The sequence below is a fragment of the Streptomyces sp. NPDC020801 genome, from assembly GCF_044334385.1.
Classification (GTDB): Bacteria; Actinomycetota; Actinomycetes; order Streptomycetales; family Streptomycetaceae; genus Streptomyces.
In genome coordinates, this window is record NZ_JBIRST010000003.1 from 88239 (window position 1) to 104615 (window position 16377).

Here is a 16377-nt window from a genome sequence, read left to right on the forward strand (position 1 = left end):
CGGAACAAGAGCATCTCTATATCTATGCAGGGGGCGGCCATGAGAAACCCTTTACTCACTCCAATGGCGTAGCGGCTTCACCGGAGAAACGTCACTGGTCGGCGCCAGTGCCGCTGCTCCGGTACGTCGGCTCGCCGGCGTGGGCGAGCACGCGTGCCGTGCGGTGCAGTGCGGCGTCGCAGTGCCGGCCCGGGGCGCCCCGGGCCGCGTAGCCTGAGGCGGGATGAACGCCATCCCCGCGCGGCTGGACCACCTCGTCCTCGCGACCCCCGATCTGGCGGCCACGGTCGCCGGCTTCACCCGGCGCACCGGTGTGACGCCGGCCGCGGGCGGCGCCCATGTCGGGCTCGGAACCCGCAACCATCTGGTCGCCCTGGGCGGCTGCCGCTATCTGGAGATCATCGGCCCGGACCCGGAGCAGCCCGCGCCGGCGGGCACGCGCCCCTTCGGGGTGGACGAGCTGCCCGCGGCCCGGACGATCACCTGGGCGATCGGCCGGCCCGACCTGGACACGGCGGTCGCGACCGCGCGGGCCCGCGGCTACGACCCCGGTGAGGTACGGGAGATGAGCCGCCGCCGGCCCGACGGCAGCCTGCTGCGGTGGCGGCTCACCGACGGTGCCGGGCACCCCTCCGGTCTGGTGCCCTTCCTCATCGACTGGGGCGCCTCCGCGCACCCGGCCGCCTCGGGACTCCCGGTCACACCCCTGCTGGCCCTGTCCGCGAGCGCCCCCGACCCGGACGAACTGCGTCCGCTGCTGTCCGCGGTCGACGCCGACCTGGTACTCACCGAGGGACCGGTCGCCCTCTCCTTCACGGTGGACACCCCGCGCGGGCCGGTGACCTTCGGCTGACGGCTTCGCATCCGGCGCGTTCATGTCCGGTTCCTTCAAGACCGGCGGCCGGCGCCGTGCCTACGGTGGCGGCATGACTCCACGATTCGCCGTGATCGGCGTGGTCGCCTCCGACCTCGCCGCCTCCCTCGCCTTCTACCGCCGTCTCGGGCTGGTCTTCCCCGAGGGGGCCGAGGCTCAGCCGCACGTCGAGGCCGAGCTGCCCGGCGGGCTGACGCTCGCGCTGGACACCGAGGAGACCGTCCGCTCCTTCTACCCCGGGTGGCGGCCGGCGGCCGGGGGAGGCCGCGTCTCGCTCGCCTTCCGCTGCGCGGCGCCCGCCGATGTGAACGCCGTGTACGACGACCTGGTCGGCGCCGGATACCACGGCGAGCTCAAGCCGTGGGACGCCTTCTGGGGGATGCGGTATGCGGTCGTGCACGACCCGGACGGCAATGGTGTCGACCTGTTCGCGCCGCTGCCCGGGGCCGCCACCCAGTAGCCGGCCCAAAGGCATCCCCGCCAGGTCGCGCACGTCGCGCGCCAGATGGGCCTGGTCCGCGTATCCGGCCCGGGCCGCGGTCTGTGCGTACGGCACACCGGCGCGGGCCAGCGTGAGGGCCCGTTGCAGCCGCAGCACGCGGGCCAGCGTCTTGGGTCCGTAGCCGAAGGCGGTCAGGCAGCGGCGGTGCAACTGGCGGGCGCCGAGACCGAGTTCGTCGGCGGTCACGGCTACCGGGCGCCCGGCGTCCAGGGCGGCGACGATCCGGGCGGCCAGCGGATCGGGCGGCCCCGCCTCGGCCGCCCGTTCCAGGGCCACCTCCTCCAGCGCGGCGGCCGGGTCGGCCGCGGCGTCGAGGCGTCCGCGCAGCCGGCGGACCACCGTCGCGGGCCACAACTCGGCGAGATCGACACGCCGGTCGCGCAGCTCGTGGGCGGGCACGCCCAGGCAGGCGGGCGCCGTGCCGGGGAAGAACCGCACGCCGGCCCAGGACGCGGGCGCGCCCCCGGGGTCGTAGGCATGGGTGTCCGGTCCGGCGACCAGCAGCCGGCCGTGGCTCCACAGCAGGTCCATGCACCCGTCGGGCAGCACGGGCCGGGCCCCGGTGGGAGCCGGGGTGTTGCGCCAGACCACGGCGCCGGGCAGCCGGGAGGGCCGTTCCTCGTACACGCCGCCAGGCTATGCCGAGGAGCAGAGCGCGGAGATTCACTTCTCCGGGGACGAACCGTCCTGCTCGTCCTTGTGCGGGCCGCGCACGTGCGTGCTCTTCACATGGGTGCGCAGCCGGGCCGTGACGTCCTCCGGGGGCAGGAAGCGCGACCAGCGTTCGGGGAACTCGGAGGGCATGTCGGGGTCGTCCGGGTCGCTCTCGCGGGCCGCGGCGGCGCGGGCCACGTACTCGGCGATCTGCGCCTCGCGCACCCGCTCGTTGGCGGCACGGGCGGCGGCCGTCGCGGCGGCCGGCCAGACCCGGTCGATGGCGGCGTTGACCGCCGCCCCCACCAGCACGGCGAACGCGGACACACCGATCCACAGCAGCACGGCGACCGGCGCGGCGAGCGAGCCGTAGATGGTGGGGCCCTCGACGGTGCTGGTGAGGTAGATGCGCAGCAGGAAGCTGCACACCACCCACATGGCCAGGGCCACCAGGGCGCCGGGGACGTCCTCGATCCAGGGCGAGCGCACGGGGACGGACACGTGGTACAGCGTGGTCAGGAAGGCGACGGACAGGACGATCACGACGGGCCAGTACAGCACCTGGACGACGGTCGTCGACCACGGCACGATCCGCACCACCGCGTCCGGGCCCGCCACCATCAGCGGCAGCGCGATCGAGCCGATCAGCAGGGCGACGACGAACAGCCCGAAGGACAGCATCCGGGTCCTGACGATGCCACGGACACCGTCCAGGCCGTACATGACGGTGATGGTGTCGATGAAGACGTTCACCGCGCGAGAGCCCGACCACAGGGCGAACACGAACCCGATGGAGATCACATCGGGGCGGCCGCCCTTCATCACGTCCCGCAGTATCGGCTGGGTGATCTCCTTGACGCCCTGGTCGGACAGGACCGTGCGGGAGGCCTCGAGGATGTTGCGCTCCAGGCCGGCGATGGTGTGCGCACCGGTCCAGGCGTCGACGTAGAAGAGCAGTCCGATGAGGCTGAGCAGCAGCGGTGGCACCGACAGCAGGGAGAAGAAGGCGGCCTCGGCCGCGAGGCCCAGGATCCGGTACTCCATGCACGAGTTGACGGTGTCCTTGAGCAGCAGCCAGGCTGTCCTGCGCTTGGAGACGTTCCGGTACAGGGCTCGCGCCCGGTGGAGGCGGCCGGACGGCCTGTCGGGGGTTTCGCTGGCTGACTGCACGCCCTAAAGGTATCTCCGTCGTGCCCGGTCCCTCTCCTCCGCCAGGGGCGTCGACCAGGCAGGACACCGTCCGCGGGAACCCCGCCGATCCGGCCCGCCCGGCCGTGTGGTGACCGGGGGCGTACCACGGGGTAGGTTCCGTTCATGGCTGCCAGCACTCACCCCGTGACCAATCAGCCGCCGCCGCTGGCCGGCTACGACGTCTTCACCGCCGACCGGGCCCTGGTCGGGGCGGTGGAGCGGCACGTCGAGGCCGGTCTGCTCGCGGAGGTGCGCGGCGAGCTGGCGGCGCTCGGCCGGTCCGCCGGCTCGGCGCAGCTGCAGGAGTGGGGCGCGCAGGCCAACGAGAACCCGCCGAGGCTGCGCACGCACGACCGCTACGGCAACCGCATCGACGAGGTCGAGTTCCACCCGGCCTGGCACCGGCTGCTCGGCAAGGGCGTCTCGGCGGGCCTGACCGCGGCCTGGACGCGTCCGGCGGGGCATGTGCGGCGGGCGGCCGCGTTCCTGGTGTGGACGCAGGTCGAGGCGGGCACCGCCTGCCCGCTGTCGATGACCCACGCCGCGGTTCCCGCGCTGCGTACCGACCCGGAGACGGCGGCCGAGTGGGAGCCGCGGCTGACGTCCATGATCTACGACCGGGAGTTGCGGCCGGCGCACCTGAAGGCCGGAGCGCTGTTCGGGATGGGCATGACCGAGAAGCAGGGCGGCAGCGACGTACGGGCCAACACCACCGCCGCGCGGCCGCTCGCCGAGGACGGCGCCTACGAGCTGACCGGGCACAAGTGGTTCTGCTCGGCGCCGATGTCGGACGGGTTCCTGGTGCTGGCGCAGGTCCCTGGAGGTACCTCCCGTGCCGGAGGCGACGGCGGAGGGCTGACCTGTTTCCTGGTGCCGCGGGTGCTGGCGGACGGCACGCGGAACGTGTTCCTGATCCAGCGGCTGAAGGACAAGCTGGGCAACCGGTCGAACGCCTCGGGCGAGGTCGAGTTCGACGGGACCTGGGCGCGCCGGGTCGGTGAGGAGGGGCGCGGGGTGCGCACCATCATCGAGATGGTGGCGGCGACGCGTCTGGACTGCGCGCTGGGCTCGGCGGGGCTGATGCGGCAGGCGGTGGCGCAGGCGGTGCACCACTGTTCCCACCGGGCCGCGTTCGGCGGCCGGCTCGTCGACAAGCCGCTGATGCGCAACGTGCTGGCCGACCTGGCGCTGGAGTCGGAGGCGGCGACGACGCTCGCGCTCAGGCTCGCGGCCGCCTACGACGACGACAGCGAGCAGGAGCGGGCGCTGCTGCGGATCGCGGTGCCGGCGGCCAAGTACTGGGTGACCAAGCGGTGCGCGCCCCTGGCCGTGGAGGCCTCCGAGTGCCTGGGCGGCAACGGGTACGTCGAGGAGTCCCAGATGCCACGGCTGGTACGGGAGTCGCCGCTCAACTCGATCTGGGAGGGCGCCGGCAACGTCCAGGCGCTGGACGTGCTGCGGGCGCTGCGGCGCGAACCGCAGGCGCTCGACGCGTATCTGCGGGAGGTGGGCCTGGCGCGCGGCGCCGACCACCGGCTGGACGGGGCGATCAAGAACCTGCTCACCGAACTGGCCGACCTGGACGGGATCGAGGCCCGCGCCCGGCGCCTGGTCGAGCGGCTCGCGCTGGTGCTGCAGGGCGCGCTGCTGGTGCGCCACGCGCCGCCGGAGGTCGCCGACGCGTTCTGCGCCTCGCGCCTGGGCGGCGACTGGGGCGGGGCGTTCGGCACCCTGCCGCACTCCCTGAACCTCAAGTCGGTGGTGGAACGGGCGCGGGCGGTGGCCTGACGGAGAACGGAGAGCGGTCGCCCGATGGAAAGCGGTCGCCTGACGGAAACCGGTCGCCAGGTCCGCCACGGGGCGGCACCGGCGACCGGGTCCGCAGACGCTTTCCGGACACGGCGCGGGGGTGGTGCTGCGCCGACACGGCACCACCCCCGCTGGCCGGCCCTACGCGGCCGCATACGCCGCACGCAGCGACGTTGGACAAGTTTCAAGCACCTCACGCCTGTTCACCAGGGTTGCAAGGGGTTGCAACTTCACGGGCCGCAGTGACCGGACTGGACCCGTCCGCCCGCGCCGGGCGGCACTATGAACCGGACAGCCGGAACGGACGCCGGGGCGTGAGGGGAACGCCCCGGGGAAACCGGTTGTCCGTGGCCCCTTCTGGCGGGAGGACGCAGTGGCGAAAGCGCCGGTGGACGTGACGCAGCTCGCCGCCGTCGACGCGGCGCGGGTGCTCAGCGAGGTGCGTTCGGCGACGCTCGCCGGACAGCGCGCGCAGGTGGCTCCACGCCCGGTGATCGGGCAGTCCTGGGAGCGGATGCTGCGCAGCGGCGTGGATCCCGACCACGACTTCCGCTCCGGGCTGCTGTCCCGCGAGGAGGTGGAGCGGCGCCGGGAGGCGTCCGGGCTGCGGCAGGCGCTGCCGGTGCTGCGCGAGGGACTTCTGTCGGTCGCGGACGTCGCCCACCACATCATGGTGGTCGCCGACGCGGAGGGCCGGGTGCTGTGGCGCGAGGGCAGTTCGTCGGTGTTGCGCAGGGCCGACGGGCTGGGCCTCGAACTCGGCGCGGACTGGCGGGAGGACGTCGTCGGCACCAACGGGGTGGGCACCTCGGCCGTGGTGCGCCGGCCCGTCCAGGTCTTCGCCTCCGAGCACTTCGTCCGCTCGCACGCCAAGTGGACCTGCACCGGCGCCCCCATCACCGACCCGCGGGACGGCCGGCTGCTCGGCGTGGTGGACGTCAGCGGCCCGCTGGAGACCATGCATCCGGCCACGCTGGCCTGGGTGGACTCGGTGGCCAAGCTGGCCGAGGCGAAACTGCGGGAGCTGCATCTGATCTCGCTGGAGCGGCTGCGCGCGGTGGGTGCGCCGGTACTGGCCCGGCTGGGCGGCCGGGCGGCGGTGGTGGACCGGGACGGCTGGACCGCGGCCGTGTCCGGAATGCCGTACGTCGCGCGGATTGCGCTGCCCAAGTCGCCGTCGGCGGGACGCCGCTGGCTACCGGCCGTCGGCCTGTGCTCCCTGGAGCCACTGGCGGGTGGCTGGTTGGTGCGGGCCGGTGAGGAGCCCGCCCCGCACGAGGCGACCCGGATCGTGCTCGACCTGGGCCGGGCGCGCCGCTGGCAGGTCACCGTCTCGGGCTCCGTGGGCTCCTGGACCCACGAACTGAGCCCCCGCCACGCCGAGTTGCTCTATCTGCTCGCCGTGCACCGGGCCGGGCGCAGCGCGGCGGGCCTGGCCGCGGACGTCTTCGGCGACCCGGCCCGCCGGGTGACGGTCCGGGCCGAGATGTCCCGGGTGAGGCGCTATCTGGGGGCGTTCCTGGAGCACCGGCCGTACCGCTTCCGCGAGGACGCCGAGGTCCGTCTGGTGCTCCCCGAGGACCCGCGGGACCTGCTGCCGCACTCGACGGCACCGGCGGTGCGGCGGGGACGGATGTCGGCCGGTGTGCCGTGAGTGACCGGCGTGAGATGGCCCGAGTGGTCCGGGCGTGGCATCTTCCGCATATTTGCAGGGTCTTCGTCCTGCGGCGCGCCGGACTGCCGTAGCATCGCCTAAGGGTCACCCCACCTGCTCCTCGGTCAACGCAAGGACCATCCGGCGCAGTTGGACCGCCCCGGCGGGCCGACAGGCCACCGGGGCGCCCGGAGGCGAACCGAGCCCTGAAAAGGGGGGCTGTATGAAGCATCGCGGCCGACACCGGCGGCGCAGACGGGGCAGGGTGGTGCGGGCCGTCCTGTCCGGGACCGCCCTCGCGCTGACCGCCACCGCCACCCTGATCAGCGCCTCGCAGGCCACCGTGGCCGACAACCCCGGCGCCCTCAGGGCCCTGGCCTCCCCCGCCGAACTGGCCCGGCTGGAGCTGACGGAACAGTCCGTGCCCCGAAAGTCCCTGGACCGGCTCGCGGCGGCGATGGGCCGCCCGGTCGGGGTCGACGCGGTGCTGAGCGGCACCGACCGCACCATGCGCGACGAGGGCGGCTGCACCGGCGAGGAGAAGGAGGCACTGCCCGTCGAACCGGCGGCCACCCGCGCGTACTGCTGGGACACCGCCGACGCCGCCACCCGCCGGTGGCAGCCGGAGTCGGTGACCACTTCCGGGGACTCCGCCGCCGACGGCCGCTGGGGCGCGCACCGCGTGATCCTCTCCGGCTGGACCGACGCCGGCAGCGGCGCCGAGCACGGGCTCGCCCGGGTGGCGTTCATCAACGCCGACAACCCGGCCCGCCCCACCTACACCTGGGCACTGCTCGTCGTCCCGGTCGACGGCGGCCGCGACTACCGCGGGCTCGTCTCGCACGTTTCGGGGATGGTCTGGTACCGGGACAAGCTGATGGTCACCGCCTCCGGCGGCGAGCGCGACGCGCTGTACGTCTACGACCTGAACCGCATCCAGCGCGCCACCGCCGGCGGGGACGCGATCGGCAGGGTGCCCGGCGGCTGGTCGGCGCACGGATACCGGTGGGTGCTGCCCGCGGTCGCCTCCTACCGCCCGGCCGGCGGCGGCTGCGACCGGGTGGACGGCCCGGCCGGTGCGGCAGGTACGGCCCCTTCAGGTCCGGCCGGCTCCGGTCCGCCCTGTCCCACCGGCCTCTCCCTGGACCGCGGTACCGCGCCGGACAGCCTGGTCGCGAGCGAGCCGGCGCCCAGGGGCAGCGGCCGGCACACGCGTCTGTGGCGCTACTACTTCAGTGCGGACCCGGCCCGCTCCGGGCTGCTGGCCGCCGACTCCGCCGGGACCGTGCTCGCGGGCGAGGCCTACGAGACGAAGGTGGACGGCGTGCAGGGTGTGCTGTCGCGCCGGCGGGGTCCGGCCGGGGCCACTGACTGGTACCTGGCCCGCGCGGCCGGCAAGCAGAGCGTCCACGGCACGCTGTGGCGGCAGAACCTCAGCGGTGCGCACGCGGCCCGGTGCGGGTCGGGGGACACGCACCGCTGCTGGGGCGACGGCAGCGGCTCGCTGTCCTACTCGGCCGGGACCGGCGAGGTCTGGTCGCTGTCGGGACGGGCACTCTTCGCGCTCCCGCTGTCCTCGGTCGACCGGGCACTGCGGTAGGGGAGGCGGGTGCGCGGCGCCGCGGTACGGAAGACAGGTACCCGGCGGCGCGGACGAAGCGCAGGCGGCCGGGCACGACGCCGGAGGCGGGCAGCGCACACCGGGCGCCCCGGCGGACGCGGGGCAGCGGGCGCCGTGCCGGTGCCAGGCGCCCGGTCACCAAGTGCTGCGCCCGGGCCGTCCGCCACGCCCGAGCCGGCCCGTTCCCAGGACCTGGACCAGGACCTGCGTCGACACGAACCCGGCCCGGATGATTCCCTGGCCGGCATGACGAACATCGCCGTGACCACCTGGTCCCTGGAGCAGACCGCTCCGAGCGACCTCCTCCCGGCCGCCGCGCCCGAGGGGGATGTCCGGATCGTCCGCTCCGAGATGCCCTCGCCCGAGTTCAGCCGGTTCCTGTACGCCTCGGTCGGCGGCGACATCCGCTGGACGGACCGGCTCGGCTGGACGTACGCGCGCTGGCAGGAGCACCTGGATCGTCCGGGTGTCGAGACATGGGTGGCCTACGACCGGGGCACACCGGCGGGTTACGTCGAGCTGGAGCCGCAGGAAGACTCAGTGGTGGAGATCGTCTACTTCGGGCTGATCCCGGCCTTCCGCGGCCGGCGGATCGGCGGGCACCTGCTCTCCTGCGGCACCGCCCGCGCCTGGGATCTGGCCGACCGCTGGGCCGGGCTGGAGGCGACGAAGCGGGTCTGGCTGCACACGTGCAGCAAGGACGGCGAGCACGCGATGGACAACTACCAGCGGCGTGGGTTCAAACTCTTCGACACCAAGGTCGACCAGGAACCCCAGGTCGCGACTCCGGGCCCCTGGCCGGGGGCGTACCCCGCCTGACCTGGGTAGACGCAACCGCTTCCGGGGCATGTGATCAACGACACCCTTGTTTCACATTCCGGGACAAGGATGTCCGCATGATGGACGAAGCTGGACTGTGTCCAGATCGCCGTGCCACGCTTCCGTCATGTCTGGAACTGGAATCGCCTTGGTGAGTCGACGGCACGTCGACCTCGGCCGCATGTCCAGCGCCATCTGTCCGGCGAGCTGATCCGCCAGCGACGCCGTAGATCTCCCCCCGCTTTTCCTCGCCTGCCGCGCAATGACGCGCAAGCCCGCCCCGTGCGCCTGGGCACGCAGGTCAGAGCCGCTTTCCGCCTGTCCCGAAGGACGTGTCAACCATGGCCGCCGCCACCCCGCCGAATCCTGCCGCCGCGACTTCCCGCCGCAAGGTGAGCCGTCACCGCGGCGAGGGTCAGTGGGCCGTGGGTCACTTCACCCCGCTCAACGGCAACGAACAGGTCAAGAAGGACGACGACGGTCTCAATGTGCGGACACGCATTGAGACGATCTACTCCAAGCGGGGTTTCGACTCGATCGACCCCAGCGACCTGCGCGGCCGGATGCGCTGGTGGGGCCTGTACACCCAGCGCAAGCCCGGGATCGACGGCGGCAAGACCGCGATCCTGGAGCCGGAGGAGCTGGACGACCGCTACTTCATGATGCGCGTGCGCATCGACGGCGGCCGGCTGACCACCGAGCAGCTGCGCGTCATCGGTGAGATCTCGCAGGAGTTCGCGCGCGGCACCGCCGACATCACCGACCGGCAGAACGTCCAGTACCACTGGATCCGCATCGAGGACGTGCCCGAGATCTGGAACCGGCTGGAGGCCGTCGGCCTGTCCACGGTCACCGCCTGCGGCGACACCCCGCGCGTGATGATCGGCTCCCCGGTCGCCGGCATCGCCGAGGACGAGATCATCGACGGCACCCCCGCGCTGGAGGAGATTCAGCGTCGCGTCCTGGGCAACAAGGCGTACTCGAACCTGCCGCGGAAGTTCAAGACGGCCATCTCCGGCTCGCCGCTCCTGGACGTGGTGCACGAGATCAACGACGTCGCCTTCGTCGGGGTGCGCCACCCCGAGCACGGGCCGGGCTTCGACCTGTGGGTCGGCGGCGGCCTGTCCACCAACCCCAGGCTGGGCGTGCGGCTGGGCACCTGGGTGCCGATCGAGGACGTCCCGGACGTCTACGAGGGCGTTCTGTCGATCTTCCGCGACTACGGCTACCGACGGCTGCGCAACCGGGCCCGGCTGAAGTTCCTGGTCGCCGACTGGGGCGCGGAGAAGTTCCGCCAGGTGCTTCAGGACGAGTACCTCAAGCGCGAGCTGGCCGACGGGCCCGCCCCCGAGCAGCCCGTGCAGCAGTGGCGCGACCACGTCGGTGTGCACCGGCAGAAGGACGGGCGCTACTACGTGGGCTTCGCCCCGCGGGTGGGCCGGGTCGACGGCGCCACGCTGACGAAGATCGCCGAGCTGGCGGAGGCGCACGGCTCCGGCCGGGTCCGTACCACCGTCGAACAGAAGATGATCATCCTCGATGTCGAGCAGGGCCAGGTCGACTCGCTGGTCGACGGCCTTGAGGCACTGGACCTCACCGCCCGGCCCTCCTCCTTCCGGCGCGGCACCATGGCCTGCACCGGCATCGAGTTCTGCAAGCTCGCCATCGTGGAGACCAAGGCCCGCGGCTCGGTGCTCATCGACGAACTGGAGCGCCGCCTGCCGGACTTCGACGAGCCGATCACCATCAACCTCAACGGCTGCCCGAACGCCTGCGCCCGTATCCAGGTCGCGGACATCGGTCTCAAGGGCCAGCTGGTCCTGAACGAGCACGGCCGGCAGGTCGAGGGCTACCAGGTCCACCTGGGCGGCGCGCTCGGCCTGGAGGCCGGATTCGGCCGCAAGGTGCGCGGCCTGAAGGTGACGGCGGAGGAACTGCCGGACTACGTCGAGCGGGTGCTGAAGCGCTTCCAGGCGGAGCGCGAGGACGGCGAGCGGTTCGCCACGTGGGCCGCGCGTGCCCCGGAGGAGGCGCTGTCGTGAGCGAACGTGCGGCGCCCTTCTACTGCCCCTACTGCGGCGAGGAGGACTTGCGCCCCGGTGAGCAGAGCCACGGTGCCTGGGAATGCGCGGCGTGCAACCGGGCCTTCCAGTTGAAGTTCCTCGGGCTGCTCGCCAGGGGTGTGAGCCGCAGGAGCGCGTCGGTGACGAGCGGCCGAGCGCACGGAGGCCCCGACGAAGGAGGGGCTGAGCACGGTCGGTCGGTCGGCGCCGACTTCAGCGCTCCGAAGGCGAACGCCTTTGACAGGGGCAGCCTGCAACGGGCCGACAACGGAGGGGACGAGCAGACATGACGACGGCTCAGGAAGAGCGTACGGCCGATGAGTTGAAGGCGCTGGCCGAGCAGGCCGGCCGGGACCTGGAGGACGCCTCCGCGCTGGAGATCCTCCGGTGGGCGGCCGACACCTTCGGCAGGCGGTTCTGCGTGACCTCGTCCATGGAGGACGCGGTGGTCGCCCACCTCGCCTCCCGCGCCATGCCGGGCGTGGACGTGGTCTTCCTCGACACCGGCTACCACTTCCCGGAAACCATCGGCACCCGCGACGCGGTCGAGGCCGTGATGGACGTCAACGTCATCACGCTCACCCCGAGGCAGACGGTCGCCGAGCAGGACGCGCAGTACGGGCCGAAGCTGCACGACCGGAACCCGGACCTGTGCTGCAAGCTGCGCAAGGTGCAGCCGCTGGAGGAGGGCCTGAAGGGCTACCGGGCCTGGGCGACCGGGCTGCGCCGCGACGAGTCCCCGACCCGGGCGAACACCCCGGTCGTCGGCTGGGACGAGAAGCGGCAGAAGGTGAAGATCTCCCCGATCGCCCGCTGGACCCAGGACGACGTCGACGCCTATGTCGCCGAACACGGCGTCCTCACCAACCCGTTGCTGATGGACGGCTACGGCTCCGTGGGCTGCGCCCCCTGCACCCGGCGGCTGCTGGAGGGCGAGGACGCGCGGGCCGGCCGCTGGGCGGGCCGTGCGAAGACCGAGTGCGGGCTGCACGGCTGACCCATGACACACATTCAGGAGACACACGTGACGACCGGAGCCACCGTCTGGCTCACGGGTCTGCCGAGCGCCGGCAAGACCACCATCGCGTACGAGCTGGCGGGCCGGCTCCGCGAGGAGGGCCACCGCGTCGAGGTGCTCGACGGCGACGAGATCCGCGAGTTCATCTCGGCGGGCCTCGGCTTCAGCCGCGAGGACCGGCACACCAACGTGCAGCGCATCGGCTTCGTCGCCGAACTGCTCGCCCGCAACGGCGTCAAGGCGCTGGTCCCGGTGATCGCGCCGTACGCCGACAGCCGGGACGTGGTCCGGGGGCGGCACACGGAGAACGGCACGGCGTACGTGGAGGTGCACGTGGCCGCCCCGGTCGAGGTGTGCTCCGTGCGGGACGTGAAGGGCCTGTACGCCAAACAGGCAGCGGGTGAGCTGACCGGTCTCACGGGTGTCGACGACCCCTACGAGGAGCCCGAGTCGCCGGACCTGCGGATCGAGTCGCAGCACCAGACCGTGCAGGAGTCCGCGGCGTCCCTGTACGCCCTGCTCAGCGAAAGGGGACTGGCATGACGACCGTCGCCAAGGTCACGGAGGGCGGCGAGGGCACGGACAGCCCGTACGCCCTTTCCCACCTGGACGCGCTGGAGTCCGAGGCGGTGCACATCTTCCGCGAGGTGGCGGGCGAGTTCGAGAACCCGGTGATCCTTTTCTCCGGGGGCAAGGACTCCATCCTCATGCTGCACCTGGCGCTGAAGGCCTTCGCGCCCGCCGCGATTCCCTTCTCGCTGCTGCACGTCGACACCGGGCACAACTTCCCCGAGGTCCTCGACTACCGGGACCGTACGGTGGCCCGGCACGGCCTGAGACTGCACGTGGCCTCGGTGCAGGACTACATCGACCGCGGTCTCCTCAAGGAGCGCCCGGACGGCACCCGCAACCCGCTGCAGACCCTGCCGCTGACCGAGAAGATCCAGAGCGAGCGGTTCGACGCGGTCTTCGGCGGCGGGCGCCGCGACGAGGAGAAGGCGCGCGCCAAGGAGCGGGTGTTCTCGCTGCGGGACGAGTTCTCCCAGTGGGACCCGCGCCGGCAGCGGCCCGAGCTGTGGAACCTGTACAACGGGCGGCACGCGCCCGGTGAGCACGTGCGCGTGTTCCCGCTGTCCAACTGGACCGAGCTCGACGTCTGGCAGTACATCGCCCGCGAGGGCATCGAACTGCCGGAGATCTACTACGCCCACGAGCGCGAGGTGTTCTCCCGCAACGGCATGTGGCTGACCGCCGGTGAGTGGGGTGGCCCCAAGGACGGCGAGAGCGTCGAGAAGCGGCTGGTGCGCTACCGCACGGTCGGTGACATGTCCTGCACCGGCGCCGTCGACTCCGACGCCGACACCATCGAGAAGGTGATCACCGAGATCGCCGCGTCGCGTCTGACGGAGCGCGGCGCCACCCGGGCCGACGACAAGCTGTCGGAGGCCGCGATGGAGGACCGCAAGCGCGAGGGGTACTTCTAGAGATGAGCACGATCACCACCGAGCAGCTCACGGCCACCACCCTGCTGCGGTTCGCCACCGCCGGTTCCGTCGACGACGGCAAGTCCACCCTGGTGGGACGGCTGCTGCACGACTCCAAGTCGGTCCTCACCGACCAGCTCGAGGCCGTGGAGCGGGCCTCGGCGAGCCGCGGCCAGGACGGCCCGGACCTGGCGCTGCTCACCGACGGCCTGCGCGCCGAGCGCGAGCAGGGCATCACCATCGACGTGGCCTACCGCTACTTCGCCACCCCGCGCCGCCGGTTCATCCTGGCCGACACCCCCGGCCATGTGCAGTACACGCGGAACATGGTCACCGGCGCCTCCACCGCCGAACTGACGGTCATCCTGGTCGACGCCCGCAACGGCGTCGTCGAGCAGACCCGCCGGCACGCGGCGATCGCCGCGCTGCTGCGCGTGCCGCACGTGGTCCTCGCGGTCAACAAGATGGACCTGGCCGGCTACCAGGAGTCCGTGTTCGCCTCGATCGCCGAGGAGTTCACGGCCTACGCAACCGATCTGGGCGTCCCGGACGTCACCGCGATCCCGATCTCGGCGCTGGCCGGTGACAACGTGGTGGAGGCGTCCGCGACCATGGACTGGTACGGCGGCCCGACCGTCCTGGAGCACCTGGAGACGGTCCCGGTCAGCCACGACCTGGCGCACTGCCACGCCCGGCTGCCGGTGCAGTACGTGATCCGGCCGCAGAGCGCCGAGCACCCCGACTACCGGGGCTACGCGGGCCAGATCGCGGCCGGCACCTTCCGCGTCGGCGAGGAGGTCACGGTGCTGCCGTCGGGCCGTACCACCCGGATCTCCGGCATCGACCTGCTCGGCGAGCCGGTCGAGGTGGCGTGGACGACGCAGTCGGTGACCCTGCTGCTGGAGGACGACATAGACGTCTCGCGCGGCGACCTGATCGTGCCGACCAAGGACGCGCCCCCCACCACCCAGGACGTGGAGGCGACCGTCTGCCACGTGGCCGACCAGCCGCTGACCGTCGGCCATCGGGTGCTGCTCAAGCACGGCACCCGCACGGTCAAGGCGATCGTCAAGGACATCCCCTCCCGGCTCACCCTCGACGACCTGTCCCTGCACCCGCACCCGGGGCGGCTCGCCGCCAACGACATCGGCCGGGTGAAGATCCGCACCGCGGAGCCGCTGCCGGTCGACTCCTACGCCGACTCGCGCCGCACGGGGTCGTTCATCCTGATCGACCCGAGCGACGGCACCACGCTCACCGCCGGCATGGTCGGCGAGTCCTTCGCCTCCCCGGAGCCGGTCAAGGACGCCGCCGAGGACGACGGCTGGGACTTCTGACCATGGGATCCCCGGACATCTACTCGACGTTCGCGAAGGAGGGCGGCCGTGTCGGCAGCGGCGCCCTCGGCAGCGGACAGGGCGGAGTGGCCCGATGTGTGCGCTGACGTACGCGCACCGCATGCGCGCCCTCGCCTCCCACCCCCCGAGTGGACGAAGACCCTGCCGACCTCCCGGCCACGAGACCTGACAGACCGTGACCGCCGGGCCTCCGAGAGGAACCCCTCCCGTGCCTGCCAACAGCTCAGCCATACTCCGCCGCGGCCTCGCCATGGCCGCCGCTCTTCCGCTCCTCGCGCTCGCCGCCTGCGGCTACGGCTCCCAGGCGAAGGACGACAGCCCCGGCCAGAAGGTCGCCGCCGGGGCCAAGAAGATCGACGGGCTGGACTCCGTCAAGATCGGTTACTTCGGCAACCTCACCCATGCGACGGCGCTGGTGGGCGTGCAGAAGGGCTTCTTCCAGAAGTCGCTCGGGGCGACCCGGGCCAGGTACCAGGTCTTCAACGCCGGCCCGTCGGAGATCGAGGCCCTCAACTCCGGCTCCATCGACATCGGCTGGCTCGGCCCGTCCCCGGCGATCAACGGCTACACCAGGTCCGACGGCAAGAACCTTCGCATCATCGGCGGTTCGGCCTCCGGCGGGGTCAAGCTCGTGGTCGACCCGAAGAAGATCAAGTCCCTGCAGGACGTCAAGGGCAAGAAGATCGCGACTCCGCAGCTGGGCAACACGCAGGACGTGGCGTTCCTGAACTGGATCGCCGAGCAGGGCTGGAAGGTCGACGCACAGAGCGGCAAGGGCGATGTGTCGGTGGTCCGCACCGACAACAAGGTCACCCCGGACGCCTACAGGTCCGGCTCCGTCGACGGCGCCTGGGTGCCGGAGCCGACCGCGTCCAAGCTGGTCGCCGAGGGCGCCAGGGTGCTGCTGGACGAGTCGTCGCTGTGGCCCGGCAAGAAGTTCGTGATCACGAACATCGTCGTGTCGCAGAGGTTCCTCAAGGCGCACCCCGCGGCCGTCGAGGCCGTGCTGAAGGCCTCGGCCGAGACCAACAAGTGGATCAAGGCCAACCCGGACGCGGCGAGGACGGCGGCGAACCAGCAGCTCCAGGCCGACTCCGGCAAGGCGCTGCCGGCCGACGTCCTGGACCCGGCCTGGAAGTCCATCCAGTTCACCGACGACCCGCTGGCGGCCACCCTCGGCACCGAGGCGCAGCACGCGGTCAAGGCCGGTCTCCTGCAGAACCCGAAGCTGGACGGGATCTACGACCTCACCCTCCTGAACAAGGTCCTCAAGGCCGAGGGCGAGCCCACCGTCAGCGACGCCGGTCTCGGCGTCAAGTAAGCCCGTAGC

Annotated in this window: 15 protein-coding genes and 1 pseudogene; 14 read left to right on the forward strand and 2 right to left on the reverse strand. The window is 72.2% G+C overall.

Translation table 11 applies throughout. The features are described 5' to 3' along the window. Nucleotides 1–223: 223 nt before the first annotated feature. Nucleotides 224–853: a VOC family protein gene (locus tag ACH4UM_RS07890; RefSeq protein ID WP_398175215.1), complete on the forward strand. Its 630-nt coding sequence runs from the start codon at nucleotides 224–226 to the stop codon at nucleotides 851–853. Between the two features lie 73 nt (nucleotides 854–926). Beyond that, a complete protein-coding gene (locus tag ACH4UM_RS07895; protein WP_398175899.1) occupies nucleotides 927–1334 on the forward strand; it encodes a VOC family protein in 408 nt (135 codons plus the stop codon). Here ACH4UM_RS07895 and ACH4UM_RS07900 read toward each other — a convergent pair. Both ACH4UM_RS07900 and ACH4UM_RS07905 read right to left on the reverse strand, forming a co-directional pair. Then, nucleotides 1320–2003, reverse strand: a pseudogene (locus tag ACH4UM_RS07900) (helix-turn-helix domain-containing protein); the annotation flags it as partial. The gene ACH4UM_RS07895 and the pseudogene ACH4UM_RS07900 sit on opposite strands and share 15 nt — an antisense overlap. A 36-nt stretch (nucleotides 2004–2039) precedes the next feature. Then, the gene (locus tag ACH4UM_RS07905; RefSeq protein WP_398175217.1) at nucleotides 2040–3200 is read right to left on the reverse strand and encodes a YihY/virulence factor BrkB family protein; all 1161 of its coding nucleotides are present in this window, start codon (nucleotides 3198–3200) and stop codon (nucleotides 2040–2042) included. A gap of 144 nt (nucleotides 3201–3344) precedes the next feature. Here ACH4UM_RS07905 and ACH4UM_RS07910 point away from each other — a divergent pair, with 144 nt between their 5' ends. From ACH4UM_RS07910 to ACH4UM_RS07965, 12 genes are all read left to right on the forward strand, one after another. Continuing rightward, the gene (locus tag ACH4UM_RS07910) at nucleotides 3345–5009 is read left to right on the forward strand and encodes an acyl-CoA dehydrogenase family protein (protein WP_398175219.1); all 1665 of its coding nucleotides are present in this window, start codon (nucleotides 3345–3347) and stop codon (nucleotides 5007–5009) included. Between the two features lie 394 nt (nucleotides 5010–5403). Further along, entirely contained in the window at nucleotides 5404–6684 is a 1281-nt protein-coding gene (locus ACH4UM_RS07915) for a GAF domain-containing protein (RefSeq protein WP_398175221.1), read from the forward strand. Nucleotides 6685–6907: 223 nt separating this feature from the next. Further along, nucleotides 6908–8284, forward strand: coding sequence for a hypothetical protein (locus ACH4UM_RS07920; RefSeq protein ID WP_398175223.1), 1377 nt, complete (start codon nucleotides 6908–6910; stop codon nucleotides 8282–8284). A gap of 267 nt (nucleotides 8285–8551) precedes the next feature. Then, complete coding sequence (locus ACH4UM_RS07925) at nucleotides 8552–9124, forward strand: GNAT family N-acetyltransferase (RefSeq protein ID WP_398175224.1); 573 nt, start codon at nucleotides 8552–8554, stop codon at nucleotides 9122–9124. A 127-nt stretch (nucleotides 9125–9251) separates the two neighbouring features. Further along, a complete protein-coding gene (locus ACH4UM_RS07930) occupies nucleotides 9252–9335 on the forward strand; it encodes a putative leader peptide (RefSeq protein ID WP_309486338.1) in 84 nt (27 codons plus the stop codon). 130 nt (nucleotides 9336–9465) lie between these two features. After that, nucleotides 9466–11166 carry a nitrite/sulfite reductase gene (locus ACH4UM_RS07935; protein ID WP_398175226.1) on the forward strand — a complete coding sequence of 567 codons (1701 nt, stop codon included), beginning with the start codon at nucleotides 9466–9468 and terminating at the stop codon, nucleotides 11164–11166. Beyond that, complete coding sequence (locus tag ACH4UM_RS07940; RefSeq protein WP_398175945.1) at nucleotides 11163–11477, forward strand: hypothetical protein; 315 nt, start codon at nucleotides 11163–11165, stop codon at nucleotides 11475–11477. The genes ACH4UM_RS07935 and ACH4UM_RS07940 overlap by 4 nt, the downstream gene beginning before the upstream one ends. Continuing rightward, entirely contained in the window at nucleotides 11474–12184 is a 711-nt protein-coding gene (locus tag ACH4UM_RS07945; protein ID WP_398175228.1) for a phosphoadenylyl-sulfate reductase, read from the forward strand. Before ACH4UM_RS07940 ends, ACH4UM_RS07945 begins: the two co-directional genes overlap by 4 nt. A 27-nt stretch (nucleotides 12185–12211) precedes the next feature. After that, nucleotides 12212–12748, forward strand: coding sequence for an adenylyl-sulfate kinase (gene cysC / locus ACH4UM_RS07950; protein WP_398175230.1), 537 nt, complete (start codon nucleotides 12212–12214; stop codon nucleotides 12746–12748). Further along, nucleotides 12745–13689, forward strand: coding sequence for a sulfate adenylyltransferase subunit CysD (cysD, locus tag ACH4UM_RS07955; RefSeq protein WP_398175232.1), 945 nt, complete (start codon nucleotides 12745–12747; stop codon nucleotides 13687–13689). The genes cysC and cysD overlap by 4 nt, the downstream gene beginning before the upstream one ends. A 2-nt stretch (nucleotides 13690–13691) precedes the next feature. Beyond that, nucleotides 13692–15026 carry a sulfate adenylyltransferase subunit 1 gene (locus ACH4UM_RS07960; protein ID WP_398175233.1) on the forward strand — a complete coding sequence of 445 codons (1335 nt, stop codon included), beginning with the start codon at nucleotides 13692–13694 and terminating at the stop codon, nucleotides 15024–15026. A gap of 229 nt (nucleotides 15027–15255) precedes the next feature. Continuing rightward, nucleotides 15256–16368, forward strand: coding sequence for an aliphatic sulfonate ABC transporter substrate-binding protein (locus ACH4UM_RS07965; RefSeq protein ID WP_398175235.1), 1113 nt, complete (start codon nucleotides 15256–15258; stop codon nucleotides 16366–16368). Nucleotides 16369–16377: the final 9 nt, after the last annotated feature.

Coding starts and splice junctions, on each gene's coding strand:
- ACH4UM_RS07890 (WP_398175215.1), top strand. CDS start 224: ATGAACGCCATCCCCGCGCGGCTGGACCACCTCGTCCTCGCGACCCCC.
- ACH4UM_RS07895 (WP_398175899.1), top strand. CDS start 927: ATGACTCCACGATTCGCCGTGATCGGCGTGGTCGCCTCCGACCTCGCC.
- ACH4UM_RS07910 (WP_398175219.1), top strand. CDS start 3,345: ATGGCTGCCAGCACTCACCCCGTGACCAATCAGCCGCCGCCGCTGGCC.
- ACH4UM_RS07920 (WP_398175223.1), top strand. CDS start 6,908: ATGAAGCATCGCGGCCGACACCGGCGGCGCAGACGGGGCAGGGTGGTG.
- ACH4UM_RS07925 (WP_398175224.1), top strand. CDS start 8,552: ATGACGAACATCGCCGTGACCACCTGGTCCCTGGAGCAGACCGCTCCG.
- ACH4UM_RS07930 (WP_309486338.1), top strand. CDS start 9,252: ATGTCTGGAACTGGAATCGCCTTGGTGAGTCGACGGCACGTCGACCTC.
- ACH4UM_RS07935 (WP_398175226.1), top strand. CDS start 9,466: ATGGCCGCCGCCACCCCGCCGAATCCTGCCGCCGCGACTTCCCGCCGC.
- ACH4UM_RS07945 (WP_398175228.1), top strand. CDS start 11,474: ATGACGACGGCTCAGGAAGAGCGTACGGCCGATGAGTTGAAGGCGCTG.
- cysD (WP_398175232.1), top strand. CDS start 12,745: ATGACGACCGTCGCCAAGGTCACGGAGGGCGGCGAGGGCACGGACAGC.
- ACH4UM_RS07960 (WP_398175233.1), top strand. CDS start 13,692: ATGAGCACGATCACCACCGAGCAGCTCACGGCCACCACCCTGCTGCGG.